We start from the raw sequence: 13,225 nt of genomic DNA on the forward strand, positions 1-13,225 counted from the left end.
TCGCCCTACTGGCTAGGGACTCTGGGGTCCCGGAGTAGGAGGCGGCGGAGCGGGCGGTGTACTCGGGTGCTGCGTGCCGCGCGCCGGGGGCTGATTGTTGATGGGCCCGCAGTTCACGCCGAGCCAGCAGATGGTCGGGTGCACCCGCACCGCGCCGCCTCCTGCGGAGGTATCCCCCGGAGACGCGGGCGCGGCGGATACAGCATGCATCGCTTTGGTCGGGCCACTTTCGGCGCCCACGGCCCCCGCCACCAACGCGACCGCGGCCACACCGCCGTACAGCGCGGCGAGGGTCCTGGTTCTGCGATTGGTCATAGTTCCCAAGTGTACGTAACTGCCGGGCAACCGGCCCCGACCTGTGCACAGACCGAAACACACTGGTAACGGCCGGTCGCGCCCCTATCATTACCGGATACGCAGCGCGCTGGCCGGCACAGGAGATGTTCGTCATGAAAAGCAGTCGGATTGACCGGCTTTGGTCGCCGGCGCACCGCCAACAGGTGTGGCCCGGGCTGCTCAGTGGCGCCGCCGCCGGCGCCGCGGGCACCACCGCACTGAACGTGATCACCTACCTGGACATTGCGCTGCGGGGCCGTCCGACCAGCAGCACCCCCGAACGGACGGTCGAGGCCATGGCGAGGCTGTTCGGCTTGACGGTTCCAGGGAGCGGCGACACTCTGGCCAACCGAATCTCGGGTCTTGGCGCGCTCACCGGATATGCGGCGGGCATCGGGATGGGCATGGTTCTCGGGCTCGCGTACGCATTGGGGTGGCGGCCAAGGCTGCTGATCGCCACGCTGGTCGCGTCGGCCCTCGCGCTGATCGGTACCAACGGACCGATGACCGTCCTCGGGGTTACCGACCCGACGACCTGGAGCCTCGTCGATTGGATCAGCGACGTGATCCCGCACCTTGGCTACGGGATCGTGACCGCTGTCGTGCTGCACTATCTCTGTCGGCAATGGTCGCCGGTGTCACGCCACTAGCCCTGGACCGTGGGGCGGATGGTGATGTCCCCGATCTCGACATCGTCGGGTTGTTCGATCGCGAATGCGATCGCTCGCGCGACCGCCGCCGGGGCAATGCCGAAGTCGGTCATGTCCCGTCGGATCCGGCTTCTCAATTCGACGTCGTCGATGGAGCCGTCGAGTTGGGTATCGACGAAGCCGGGCGATATCGACGTCGTTCGCACGACGCCGTCGGTCGACTCTTGGCGCAGGCCCTCCATGAGGGTGCGGACGGCGTTCTTGGTCGCGGCGTACACCGCCATGGTGGGCACGATCTTGAGCCCCGCCGTGGACACCGTTGTGACAAAGTGACCGTGGCCCTGGCGGCGAAATATCGGCAGCGCCGCCGCCAGGCCGTGCAGCACCCCGCGGAGGTTGACGTCGATCATCGACGACCAGCCGTCGACGTCCAGATCGGATATCGGCCCGATCTTGCTGATGCCGGCGTTGCTCACCAGCACATCGAGGCGATGGAACTGATCGATCGCCGTTCCGACGAGCCGCTCGAGGTCCACGCTGCGGGCGACATCGGTCCGACACGTGAGGGCTTCTCCCCCGTGCCCACGTATCTCAAGCGCGATGTCATCGAGGCGTTCGACGCGACGCGCGCCGAGTACCACCCTCGCGCCGCGCTCGGCGAGCAGACGGGCTGTAGCCTCGCCGATTCCGCTGCTGGCTCCGGTAATCGCCACGACTTTTCCCTCGATGCCCGTCATCGCCCACCCTTCTGTACGTGTCCCGTCACCTGAAACAACCCAAGGCGCGCGGAAATTCGGCGAGAGCGCCTATTGTCTCCTCTGTGCTGATCGGTTTCCTGCTCGCCCTGGGTTGCTCGGTGTGCTACGGCACGGCCACGGTATTTCAGGCCGTCGCGGCGCGGTCGGTGGAACCGGGCAGCACCTCGGGTGTCGACGCCATGCTGTTGTTGCGCGCTGTGCGGCAGTGGCGCTACCTCGCCGGCTTCGCTCTTGACGGCCTCGGTTTTCTGCTGCAGGTGATGGCACTGCGGCTGGTACCCATCTATGTCGTCGCCGCCGCGCTGGCCGCCTCGATCGCCGTGACCGGGATCGTGTCCGCGTGGGTGCTGTCGGCGCGGCTCTCCTCGGCCGAATGGGCGGCCGTGGGTGTGGTCTGCGCAAGCCTGGTCGCGCTCGCTGTGGCCGCTGGACCCGGCCACTTTCGCCATGGCCCGGCCTGGCTTGGCTGGGCGCTGATCGGCGTGGTGGTCGCGATATTTATTTGCGGTGCGGCCGCAGGCCGATTGGGCGTTCGCGGGCGCGGGCTGGCTCTGGGGCTCAGCGCGGGAAGCGGTTTCGGTGTCGTCGAGATCGGGGTGCGGCTGCTCGACGAGATCGATCCGACCAAGGCCGCTTTCTACACCAATCCGGCCCTGTACGCCTCGGCCGGCGGCGGGCTCGCCGGGTTTCTGTTGCTCACCTCGGCGTTGCAACGCGGATCGGTGACCACCACGGTGGCCGCCATGGTCGTCGGGGAAACGATAGCGCCCGCCCTCGTCGGGGTGATCTGGCTGGGCGACACAGCACGGGAAGGGCTGGGCTGGTTGGTGATAGCCGGCTTCGTTGTCGCGGTATCGGGCACACTGATGCTGGCCCGCTTCGGCGAACCGCCGGCGTCCGCGGAAGCCGGCTGAACTACTTGGTCGTCGAAAGCGGTTGTGCCCCAACCGGCATATCGAGCTCGATGGTATAGGTAGTGCCGCGCGGCGGGCGGGCGAACAGCACACCGCCCTGCGCGCTCGCACCGGCAGCGATCAGCTCACGTTTGAGGATCTTGTTGGTGGCCGTCGCCGGAAGGTCGTCGTTGACACGCACAAAGCGCGGCCACGCCTTCGGTGACAAGTCGGGTTGTGCGGCAAGGAATTCCCCGAGATCGTGTGGCTGCAGCTGCGTTCCTTTGCGGAGCACGAGGGCCGCCATCACCTGATCGCCGACACTGTCATCGGGCACGGCGTACACCGCGACCTGGCTGACTTGCGGCATTCGCTCGAGGATGCGCTCGATCGGTGCCGCGGCGAGGTTTTCGCCGTCGACCCGCATCCAGTCCGCGGTCCGGCCGGCGAGGTAGATCCAGCCGTCGGCGTCGCGGTAGGCCAGGTCGCCCGACCAGTACATGCCGTGTCGCATGCGCTCGGCGGTGGCGCCCGGGTCGTTGTAGTAGCCGACGAACGGTCCCGCGCCCTGGGTGTTGACCAGTTCGCCGACCGCGTCGTCGAAGTTGGTCAACGCGCCGTGTTCGTCGAATTCCGCGACGTCGCATTCGGTGAGGGTTACCGGGTTGTAGATGCTGACTCCGGCATAGGGTTTGCCGATCGAGCCGGGCGGGGTGCCGTCCTCGCGGACAACGATCACCGCGAACTCGCTGGACCCGAAGCTGTCGATCACCCGGCAACTAAATCGCTTCGCGAAGGCCGCGATATCGCGATCCGTGGCTTCGTTGCCGAACGCCACCCGCAGCGTGTTGTCCGCGTCGTCCGGACGCTCAGGTGTCGACAGCAGCAACGCGAGCGGTTTGCCGACGTAGTTGAGATACGTCACGCGATGGCGCCGTACGTCGTCGAGGAAACGCGTCGGTGAGAATTTCGCGGGCACCATCGTCGCGCCGCTGCCGATCGCGACCGCCCACCCGGCGGCCACTCCATTCGAGTGAAACAACGGCATCGCCAGGTAGCACACATCGTCGGCGGTGACGTCGTACTGATAGATCAGGCTGGCGCCACACATGATCGCCATCGCGTGCGCCAACCGTACGGCCTTGGGATCGCCACTGGTGCCGGAGGTGAAGATCATCATCAGGGTGTCGGGGCCGGTGACCTCGCGATGCGGCACCAGGGGTGGCGCCGCGGCGGCGGCCTCGATATAGCCGGTCCCGGTCACGTCGAGAACTGGAATGCCGTTGAGGTCCAAGCCTTCTAACAGCTCCCGATGCTCGGTGTCGACAAGCAGGATTTGGCAGTCGGAGCGCCGGATGTCGCTGAGCAAGCCGGTTCCGCGGCGGGTCGTGTTGATTCCGCACAACACATACCCGCCCAGTGCGGCGGCGGCCATCGCCCGAAGCATCGCCGGGGAGTTGCCGAGCAGGGCACCGACATGCAATGGACGGGTCGAGTCCGCGAGCCCGATCAGCACCGCCGCCTCCGCCTCGGCTTCGGCCAGATGCTCTCGCCAGGTCCAGACGCGATCACCGGATGCGACCGCAGGGCTGTCGTCGTGCCTGCGCTGCCGCAACAGCTGCTGAACTGTTTCGACCACCTTGTCTCACTTCCTCTTTCGGACTCGTCGGATGGGTCAGCGGGTGGTCATCACCAGGCCGGCGTAGTCGGCGCGGGCCACCTCGTCGCACCGGCGCCGATAGTTGCCGAATCCTCCGGTGTAGGGCATGAAGACGCGTTTCTTGCCTTCGATGTTGGCGCCCAGATACCACGACGACGCCGCTTTTCCGAACAGCGTCTGCTCGGCCGCCGCGGCCACCTGCTCGGTCCAGGAGCGGGCGGCGTCGCGGCGCGCTTCGACCTCGCTTACCCCTCGTTGGCGCACGGCCACAACCAGATTCATCACCCAGTCCACCTGGACCTCGGCGTGCAGCACCATGTTGGCCAGCACCGACGGGGCGCCCGGGCCGCTGATGGTGAACAGGTTCGGCAGTCCCGGGACCATCAGACCGAGAAACGTCACCGGGCCGTCGGCCCAGAGGTCGCGCAGCCGCTCTCCCCTGGGCCCGACCGGGTCGATGCGGGTCAGCGCGCCGGTCATCGCGTCGAAACCGGTGGCGAAGACCAATACGTCACAGCGGTAGGTTGTTTCGCTGGTGCGTACCCCGTCGGGAGTGATTGCGTCGATCGGTTCGCGACGCAGGTTGACCAGCCGGACGTTGCTGCGATTGAAGGTCGCGTAGTAACCGGTGTCGGTGCAGATCCGTTTCGTCCCGATCGGGTGATCGACGGGGATGAGATCCGCGGCGACAACGGGATCGGTGACGATTTCGCGGATGCGCTGCTCGGCGAACTGCCTGGCAATGTCGTTGGCCGCCAGATTGCTGTTCTGGTCGGGGAACGTCTTCGCGAACAGGACACCGCCCTCGCGCCAGCGCTTCCACAGGGCCTCAAGGCGTTCCTGGGGTTCGGTGTCCACGGCGTTCTTGGGGTAGGTGCCGTGCGGTGTGCCCGCTGAGGCGTACGCCGAGGCCTCCCGCCGCTCGGGATATTCCCGCTGAATCTGCAGCTGTTCTTCGGCCGACCATGGCCGGTTGGGCATCGGGATGGTGTAGTTCGGCGATCTCTGGAACACCACCAGCTGGTCGGCCTGTGCCGCGATGAGCGGTGCCACCTGGATGCCCGACGAGCCGGTCCCGACCAGGCCCACCCGCTTGCCCCGCAGGTCGGGGTCCTCGCGCGGCCACGCGGCGGTGAAGTACATCTCGCCCGCGAAGTCGTCGATCCCGCGGATGGCCGGGCGGTTCACCGCCGACAGGCAACCCGTTGCGCAGAGCAGAAATTGGGCGGCGAAGGTGTCGCCCTCCGCGCTGCGCACCTGCCAGCGACCGTCGGCCCGGTCGAATCCGGCCTCCACGACATCGACTCCGAAGCGGTAGTGGCGGCGCAGATCGAAGCGATCGGCGACGTGGCGCAGATAGGCCAGGATTTCGGGCTGCGCCGCGAACCGTTCGCTCCACGTCCAGCTCTGCTGCAGCGCCTCGTCGAAAGAGTAAGAGTAATCCACACTTTCGACGTCGCACCGCGCGCCCGGATAACGGTTCCAGTACCAGGTGCCGCCGACGTCCGGGGCTGCCTCGAGAGCGATCACCGAAAGGCCTGCCGAGACAGCGCGATGCACGGCGTAGAGCCCGGCGAATCCGGCGCCGATGACGATGATGTCCGATTGGCTCACGTCGACACACTTTCGGAACGGTCGAGCAGCCGGCGCAGATCGTCGCAGACCAGCTCGAGCGCCGAGCTCGCCGGCGCGAACGATTGGATGGTCATGAAGCCGTGGAACAGCCCCGGGAAATCGTGGTGCACGACGGGCACGCCCGCGTCACGCAATCGGTGCGCGTAGTCGCACCCTTCACTGTGCAGGGGATCCAAACCCGCGGTGACGATGACAGCGGGCGGCAGGCCCGCATGAGACTCCGCCCGGGCCGGCGCCACCAGGTGGGGTGGATCGAAAACCATTTCACCGCCGAGATATTGGCCCCAATACCATTGCATCGACGCGCGGGTATTGAAGTATCCGGTGCCGTAGCGGCGGTAGCTCTCCGTCTCGAACGACGGGGCGATCGCCGGATAGAGCAACACCTGCGCCACCCGCGGGGTGATTGCCCGCTCACGGCAAACAATGGCGGTGACGGCGGCAAGATTGCCCCCTGCGCTATCGCCGGCGACCGCGACGCGCTTCGGGTCGACACCCAGCTCGGTCGCCTGCTCGACCGCCCAGCAGAACGCCGCGAAGGCGTCCAGCGCGGCCGCGGGTGCGGGATGCTCGGGTGCCAGCCGGTAGCCCACCGAGACGACGACTGCCTGGGTGCCGCGTGCCAAGGCACGGCAGAACCCATCGTGAGACTCGATGTCGCAGAAGACGAATCCGCCGCCGTGGCAGAACACGATCCCAGGCCGCAAGGCGGCGGGTTCGCCATGCGGGTAATAGATACGCACTCCGATGGCTCCGTCGTCCCCGGGAACGAGGCGATCGACGGTGCTGCGCACGTCGCCGAGGTTGTCGACGGGCATCCGGCGTTCGGCGACGGCCGCCCGGGCCTGCGCGCCGGTCATCTGCTCGACGCGGGGGAATCCCTCGTTCAGCCGGTCCAGCATCGCCTGCACCGTGTCATTAAGGGGGTCGTCCATGCGCGCCTCCGCCCTCACCACTGAGCCGGTCATGCGGGCCGGTACTTCAACAGGGTGATACCGGCTTCCGGCAGATCGTAGAACACGGGCTGCACCCGCATGCCGATCCGAATGCCATCCGGGTCGACCTCAATTAATTCGGTGCTGATCCGTGGACCGGCGTCCCACTGCACCACGGCAAGCAGTTGCGGTACCGCGTCGGCCCAGGGCGGACCGGTGGGTCTGCGTGCGACGGTGAAGGTGTATAGCGTTCCAGCGCCGTCGATTTCGCGCCATTCCAGGTCGTCTGCCAGCGTCCCGGGGGCAAGGGTGCGCGGATAGAAGACGTAACGGTCCAGCGATGGCGAGAACTGCACCAGAATTCGATGCTGCGCCAAGCCATCCCAGAACGGCTGCGAGACCGGCGTGGGTTCCGGAACGGGATAAGCGGTCATCGCCTCAGTCCCCCCTCATCAGCAACGCGACCTGCTCGCTCATGATGCCGCCGTTGCCGGTGACGAATGCGGTGTGGCAGTCAGCCACCTGCGCATCCCCGGCCCGGCCCATGATCTGGCGTGCACCGTCGACGACGTGGTGCATGCCGCCGGCCATGCCGGCCTGACCGAAGGACAACTGACCGCCTGCGGTGTTGAGCGGGAAGTCGCCGCGAAAGGTCAGGTCGCGCTCGGTAACCCACGCCATGCCGGTGCCCTTGGCGCAGAAGCCGGCGTCCTCCAGGCTCATCAGGACCGTGATGGTGTAGCAGTCGTAGATCGATGCGACATCGACATCGGTTCGGTTGAACCCGGACATGGCGAACGCCCTGTCGGCGGCGCGGGCGATCGGCGTGTTCAGCAGGTCGTCGGCGTAGGTGGGGGTCTTGAACGCGATGTGCTCGCCAAAGCCTTTGATCCACACCGGCCGATGGCGGCTGGTGCGGGCGATGTCGGAGTTGACGATCAGCACACCCACTCCGCCCTGCACGCGCATCACGGTTTCGAGCATGTGGATCGGGTCGGCGATCATCGGGCTGTCCAGCACGTCGTCGACGGTGAGGGGCGTGCCGTGGAAAACCGCACCCGGATGTGCGCACGCGTTGGTGCGCTGGTCGACCGCGATCTTGGCAACCGCTGCGGGGTCGTAGCCGAACTCGGCCGCGTAGCGCTGAGCGATCTGCGCGTACGGCGCGTTCTGGCCCACGTTTCCGTACGGGATCTCGAATTCGGCCTGCGGAGACCCGTAGTTATTGGACGACGCCCCATACCAATTCGGCTCGGGAGCCGGACGCCGCTGCGACTGCGGCACGAACAGCGATCCTGGCACCACGGCCAGTGCCGCATCGCAGACACCGAGTTCTATGGCCGCCGCGGCCCGCCACACCATTCCCGCGGACGTGGCCCCACCCAGGTCGACCCGCTCGCCGAAATCCAATGCCAGACCGAGATATTCACACAAGGTCGCCGGTGCGAACATCGCCGATTCGGCCACGCCGTGGGTGAGTAGTCCGTTGACGCAGGACGGGTCCACTCCAGCGTCGTCGATCACCATCTTCGCCAGCAGCGCGTATTGGTCCAGGGTGAAACGCGGCGGCCCGGTCGGACGGCGTTCGGCGGGCAACTCGGCGATGCCGACGATGGCCGCTTCGCCGCGCAATCCCGTCACGTCGGCCCTGTGCGCCGGGGCAGCTGGACCGTCGCGGTGCCGGGCATCAATATGGTGTCCCCGCGCTGGCCGGCGATGTCCAGATCCACCAACCCGGCACCGTCATCGGTGAGGCGCTTGCCGGTGACCACCCCACCGAACGTCAGCGATTCGCCGGGAAGTGCGGTCGCCCGGTTCTGCACCGAGAACGACACCAGGCGCCCGCGACCACCGATCCACTCGCCGATAGCGCGGGCCAGCAACGCCGCCTGCAACGGGCCGTGGACCAAGACGTCGTCGTAGCCTTCGGACTGCGCCCACTGTTTGTCGTAGTGAATGCGGTGGCCGTTGTAGGTGGCGGCGCTGAAAAAGAACAACTGGGTCTTGTCGACAGTGACGGTGAGCGGGCGCATCTGCTCCCCCACCCCGATGTCGTCGTAAAACACCTGCGCTTCGGTCATGGCCGGGCGATCATCGACGTCGACGCTTCGGCAACCAGATCGCTGTGCTGGTTGCGATACACGGTGTGCCAGGTGACCAGAACGAATCGACCTGAGCGACCCTGCTTTTCGACGATCGACTCGATGGTGCGGACCATTTCGATCTCGTCGCGGTGATAGGCGGGCAGGTGAAACTGGAAACTCTCGCCGCCGGCCATCCGCTTGGGGGCGCGCGGAAAGGCGAGGCTGCCCGAGACCGCGCCCGAGGAACCGTCGGGCCGCAGCGACTCGAGACGCGTCACACCGAGCACGGCGTACTGCAGAAAAAGGGGCGGGCAGATGATGTCGCGAAAGCCGTTGGCCCGGGCATGTTCCGGATCGAACCACAGCGGGTTGTGGTCCCCCACTGCCGCCGCCCACCGCTGCCAATCGCGTTGGTTCACCTCGCCGGTGGCGGATGCGGCGATCGTGCCCACCCGTGCTGCCGAATCGGGGTCGATCAAGCTGTCCTCGCTCACCGGGGTTCCCTTCGTGCTGCGGTGTCTGCCAAGGTCTCCTCCAGCCAGGCCGCGGCGACGTCGGCTCCTCCGCCGAGCGTCGAACCCAGTCGTGCCCGCTCGCTCCACAAATGCAGGTCCGTCTCCGTCACGTAGCCGATCCCGCCATGGAGCTGGTGGGCGTCGAGCGTGATCAGCCTGGCCGCGGCGGCGGCGTGCATGCGCGCGACGGCGGTTTCCCGGGTCGCCGTCCGGCCGTGCGCAATCCAGAACACCGCCGACTGAGCGGCCAGTCGCGCTGCGGCCAAGGCGATGTGCATGTTGGCGACCAGATGCTGCGCGGCCTGGAAGGAGGCGATGGGTCGGCCGAACTGGTGACGCAGCTTGGTGTAGTCGACAGTGCGTTCCAGTACCGCTTCGCCGATCCCGACCAAGTCGAGCGATGCCAATGCCACCGCCGTATTGGCGACCCGGCGCAGCGCGTCCTGACCGACGCCGGCCTGCTCGTCACCGAGTACCGCGTCGGCCGTCACGGCCACGTCGTCGAATTGCACGGTGAAAGCGCGGTGTGCGCCCGCCAACTCGAGTGGCTCCATCGACAGACCGGTGGCATGCGCGTCGACGACGAACACCACCGTGCGCTCGCGTGTGGTGGCCGACACCACAAGGAGGTCCGCGACGTCGGCGTCGGCGACGTAGTCGGCAGTCCCGTTGAGCCGCCAGTGTGTTGGGGCAGAGTCGGCCCGCAGCACCGGCACGACGATAGCGGCGTCGCGGGCGCTGCACAGTGCTGTGGTGCCGCGAATAGCGCCGCTCACCAGCCGCGGTAGCCAGGCGGCCTTGTTATCGGGCGAGCCGAGCTGATCGATGGCCAGTGCGGCGTGAACGCTGCTGTGCACCGTCGTGGGACACAGAGCCCGACCGGCCTCCGCATAGAACACGGCGAGGTCTTGCAATGAGCCGCCCGAGCCGCCGTACTCCTCGGCGATCGCCAACCCGAACACACCGGCGTCGGCCAATGCCTTCCACAGCATCGGGGTGCTGCGGTCCGCGTGGGGATCATCCAGCGCCCGCACCAGACTCACCGGGCTCTCCGCGGACAGCAGGGCCCGCAGCGACGCGGCGAACTCGCGCTGCTCGGCGGTGGGTATCGCTTTCATGCTTTCGGGCTAACGGCCATACGACGGCATTCCGTGACCGCGCGCGGCGATGATGTCCCGCAAGACCTCGTTTGTGCCGCCGCCGAAACGCATCAGCGGGGCTGCCCGATACAACCGCTCGAACTTGCCTGTCAGGGGCGCCTTTTGGCTCCGATGTGCCAACAGGCCGTCCGGACCCAGCACATCGAGCGCCAGGTCGGCGATGCGCTGACGTAGCTCACTGGTGAAGACCTTCTCGACGCTGACCTCGACGGTGGGGATGACACCACTGTCCAGAATCGACGCGGCCTCGTAGCCCATCAGCGTGGCGACCTCCACATCGGCTTCGGCCTGCGCCAGTCGGCGGCGAAGGGCCGCGTTGTCCGCGGGCACCGAACCGTCGCGCGTCGGGCGCCAGGCGAGTTCGCACAGCTCGTCGACGGCGCGACGCAGATCACCGGCATTGGTCAGCGCACCGCGTTCCAGATCCAGCGCGCCGGTGATGTAGGTCCAGCCGCGGTCGATCTCGCCGACCAGATTCGTGACGGGGACCCGGACGTCCTGGAAATGCACCTCGTTGGTGCGGTAGCCCGACCACGCGTACAGCGGGCGGATCGTCACGCCGGGGCTGTCGATTCCGACGATGATCACCGAGATCCCCCGATGCCGAGCGCTGTCGGGATCGGTACGGACGCAGAGCCACTCGTGGGTCGCGCGCTGCGCGCCGCTGTTCCAGATCTTGGCGCCGTTGATCACCCACTCATTGCCGTCCCGCGTGGCGCGCGTCCGCAGACTCGCCAGGTCGGTTCCGGCCTCAGACTCGGAATAGCCTACCGCGCAGATCATTTCGCCCTTGGCGATCAACGGCAGCCATTCGTTCTTGTTCTGCTCGGTGCCGTGCCGCATGATCATCGGCGCCACCGACGTGACCGTCAGGTCGGGACCCGGCACGCCCCAGTATTCGAACTCGCTCATCAGCAAGTGCTGATGGACGGCCCCGAAGCCAAGGCCCCCATATTCGCGCGGCCAGTTCAGCCCGAACCAGCCCTTCTCGCCGATCTTGCGACGAAAGCGGGCGACCTCTCCGTTGGGAAACTCCAGATCGTGCTCGGCGAGCTCGGCCTGCAATTCGGCGGTGACGTTTTCGTGCAGGAATTCGCGGACCTCGGCCAGCCATGCGCGCTGACCGTCGTCGAATGCGAAATCCACTCCGCCCCTTTCATTAGGCAGCGCCAGGGTAATGCCATTGCGATGTTCGCCCGCGAATTCGACCTCACGTTACGCCCGGGGCCACTGGGGGCTGGAGCTGACGCCCACTCACCGGGAAGTCTGTCGAGGCACTCGCGACTGTCGTTGCCGCGCAGCCCTGACGGGCGTCAAGCGCCGGTCTGTGAACGTGTGTCCGCGGGGTTTGCCGGTGCACGGTGCTTGGCCGGCGCCTGGAGCGCACGCGTCGCGACAGTCAGTTCGTGTTGGTCACCGACGATCCGCAGGCAATCATCGAGCAGACGATCCGTAGCGATCGCCGCGCCGGTGTACTGATTACCGCTCCACAACGCGCGGGCCAGGTCGTATCGGGCGCGGAGCACCGGAAGCGATTCGTCGCCGAATTCCCTGCTGCGGTCCGCGGTCTCCCGCTTCATCACGATGACGCGCTCCATCAGGTCCTCGACGGCCGAGCGCTGTTCGGCTGGGCACCCGCCCTCGTCGAGCGAGGCCTCCCATTCGGCGCGCCGGGCCGCAAGCGCTGTCTGTGCGGCAACGGTCAACGGATGGTCGACGCCCAGCGCGCGTATTTCATCGTCAACCAGAACGGCCCAGTCGGCGACGACCTCCAGCTCCCGGCTCTCGAGGTCTTGGCCCCAGAGCGCGCACAGGTACCGAGCGCTGAGCGTCTGCTCGTCCTCATAACCAAAAGCATTGCCAAGCAAGGGAACCAGCGCAATGAGGTCGGCCAGAGCAGCTCCCGTGTCACCGGCATCCCCGCGCCATGTCGCCGATGCCAACCGGCTGACCAGCGTATCGGGATGCGCCTCACCGAGCACTCGCCAGCGGTAAGCCGCCACCTGCGCCATCTCGTCGACTGCGCCGACCACGTCGCCGAGGTGGCGGCGCCAGATCGCCACGTTATGGCGCGCCCCCAGCGTCGTCTCATGCTCGGCACCAAACACGCGCTGCTCTACCGCGAACAACTGGATCCACGTGATCAGCGCGGCCAGCGGGTCGGTTCCGGGCCCGGCATAGCTGGCCAACATGTGACGGGCGCTCACGGTGTCGACGTGATCGGCACCCAGCTCGCTTTCGAGCAGGGGAAGAAGCCGTCCTAACTCTTCCGCCGCGGCGGCCAGGTCGCCGAGGTGCTGTCGCCAGTTGGCGATCGCGACGGCCAGCGACAGGGCGTCCGGGTGCTGTGGGCCGAGCCTCTGCCGGCTCTCGGCCAGGAGCTGCTCGGCGACGGCCAACGCGCCGGCCAGATCCCCGGCCGCATGGCGCGCGTTCATCTGCTCATGCAGTGCGGCAGCGGTGTCGTCGGCACCGGCGCCATCGTCGACGTCGTCCATAGCCCCCATGCCCCGATGTAAGGCGACCACCGCGCCGAAAGCAACTCACCAATGCACGGAACTGTAAATACGCTGTCAAACTCCCGTTAAAACCCCTCGTC

14 protein-coding genes are annotated in these 13,225 nt (G+C 67.0%); 2 read left to right on the forward strand and 12 right to left on the reverse strand.

Going from position 1 to position 13,225, the window contains the following annotated elements:
• Positions 1–12: 12 nt before the first annotated feature.
• Entirely contained in the window at positions 13–315 is a 303-nt protein-coding gene (locus tag MNAB215_RS29530; protein WP_131829170.1) for a hypothetical protein, read from the reverse strand.
• A gap of 134 nt (positions 316–449) precedes the next feature.
• Here MNAB215_RS29530 and MNAB215_RS24970 point away from each other — a divergent pair, with 134 nt between their 5' ends.
• The gene (locus MNAB215_RS24970) at positions 450–986 is read left to right on the forward strand and encodes a hypothetical protein (RefSeq protein WP_077082311.1); all 537 of its coding nucleotides are present in this window, start codon (positions 450–452) and stop codon (positions 984–986) included.
• Here MNAB215_RS24970 and MNAB215_RS24975 read toward each other — a convergent pair.
• Positions 983–1,723 (reverse strand): SDR family oxidoreductase, encoded by a 741-nt coding sequence (locus MNAB215_RS24975; RefSeq protein WP_077081171.1) that lies wholly within the window; start codon positions 1,721–1,723, stop codon positions 983–985. The genes MNAB215_RS24970 and MNAB215_RS24975 overlap by 4 nt on opposite strands.
• Positions 1,724–1,794: 71 nt before the next feature.
• On the opposite strand from MNAB215_RS24975, the gene MNAB215_RS24980 reads away from it, so the two are divergent.
• Positions 1,795–2,658: a DMT family transporter gene (locus MNAB215_RS24980; protein WP_077082312.1), complete on the forward strand. Its 864-nt coding sequence runs from the start codon at positions 1,795–1,797 to the stop codon at positions 2,656–2,658.
• 1 nt (position 2,659) lies between these two features.
• Here MNAB215_RS24980 and fadD1 read toward each other — a convergent pair whose 3' ends face one another.
• The 10 genes from fadD1 to MNAB215_RS25030 all read right to left on the reverse strand — a co-directional run bounded on the left by fadD1 (position 2,660) and on the right by MNAB215_RS25030 (position 13,133).
• Positions 2,660–4,276 (reverse strand): fatty-acid--CoA ligase FadD1, encoded by a 1,617-nt coding sequence (fadD1, locus tag MNAB215_RS24985; RefSeq protein ID WP_077081172.1) that lies wholly within the window; start codon positions 4,274–4,276, stop codon positions 2,660–2,662.
• A gap of 36 nt (positions 4,277–4,312) precedes the next feature.
• Entirely contained in the window at positions 4,313–5,911 is a 1,599-nt protein-coding gene (locus tag MNAB215_RS24990) for a flavin-containing monooxygenase (protein ID WP_077081173.1), read from the reverse strand.
• On the reverse strand, positions 5,908–6,867 hold the full coding sequence (locus MNAB215_RS24995; RefSeq protein ID WP_077082313.1) for an alpha/beta hydrolase: 960 nt from the start codon (positions 6,865–6,867) through the stop codon (positions 5,908–5,910). The genes MNAB215_RS24990 and MNAB215_RS24995 overlap by 4 nt, the downstream gene beginning before the upstream one ends.
• A 29-nt stretch (positions 6,868–6,896) precedes the next feature.
• Complete coding sequence (locus tag MNAB215_RS25000) at positions 6,897–7,301, reverse strand: Zn-ribbon domain-containing OB-fold protein (RefSeq protein ID WP_077081174.1); 405 nt, start codon at positions 7,299–7,301, stop codon at positions 6,897–6,899.
• 4 nt (positions 7,302–7,305) lie between these two features.
• Positions 7,306–8,508 carry a thiolase family protein gene (locus MNAB215_RS25005; protein WP_077081175.1) on the reverse strand — a complete coding sequence of 401 codons (1,203 nt, stop codon included), beginning with the start codon at positions 8,506–8,508 and terminating at the stop codon, positions 7,306–7,308.
• Positions 8,505–8,948, reverse strand: a complete 444-nt coding sequence (locus MNAB215_RS25010) for a MaoC/PaaZ C-terminal domain-containing protein (protein ID WP_077081176.1) — start codon at positions 8,946–8,948, stop codon at positions 8,505–8,507. Before MNAB215_RS25010 ends, MNAB215_RS25005 begins: the two co-directional genes overlap by 4 nt.
• Complete coding sequence (locus MNAB215_RS25015; RefSeq protein ID WP_077081177.1) at positions 8,945–9,445, reverse strand: MaoC family dehydratase; 501 nt, start codon at positions 9,443–9,445, stop codon at positions 8,945–8,947. Before MNAB215_RS25015 ends, MNAB215_RS25010 begins: the two co-directional genes overlap by 4 nt.
• A complete protein-coding gene (locus tag MNAB215_RS25020; RefSeq protein WP_077081178.1) occupies positions 9,442–10,584 on the reverse strand; it encodes an acyl-CoA dehydrogenase family protein in 1,143 nt (380 codons plus the stop codon). Before MNAB215_RS25020 ends, MNAB215_RS25015 begins: the two co-directional genes overlap by 4 nt.
• 9 nt (positions 10,585–10,593) lie before the next feature.
• Positions 10,594–11,772: an acyl-CoA dehydrogenase family protein gene (locus MNAB215_RS25025; RefSeq protein ID WP_077081179.1), complete on the reverse strand. Its 1,179-nt coding sequence runs from the start codon at positions 11,770–11,772 to the stop codon at positions 10,594–10,596.
• 167 nt (positions 11,773–11,939) lie between these two features.
• On the reverse strand, positions 11,940–13,133 hold the full coding sequence (locus tag MNAB215_RS25030) for a tetratricopeptide repeat protein (RefSeq protein WP_108637701.1): 1,194 nt from the start codon (positions 13,131–13,133) through the stop codon (positions 11,940–11,942).
• Between the last annotated feature and the right edge of the window lie 92 nt (positions 13,134–13,225).

This window comes from Mycobacterium numidiamassiliense (assembly GCF_900157365.1).
Lineage (GTDB): Bacteria > Actinomycetota > Actinomycetes > Mycobacteriales > Mycobacteriaceae > Mycobacterium > Mycobacterium numidiamassiliense.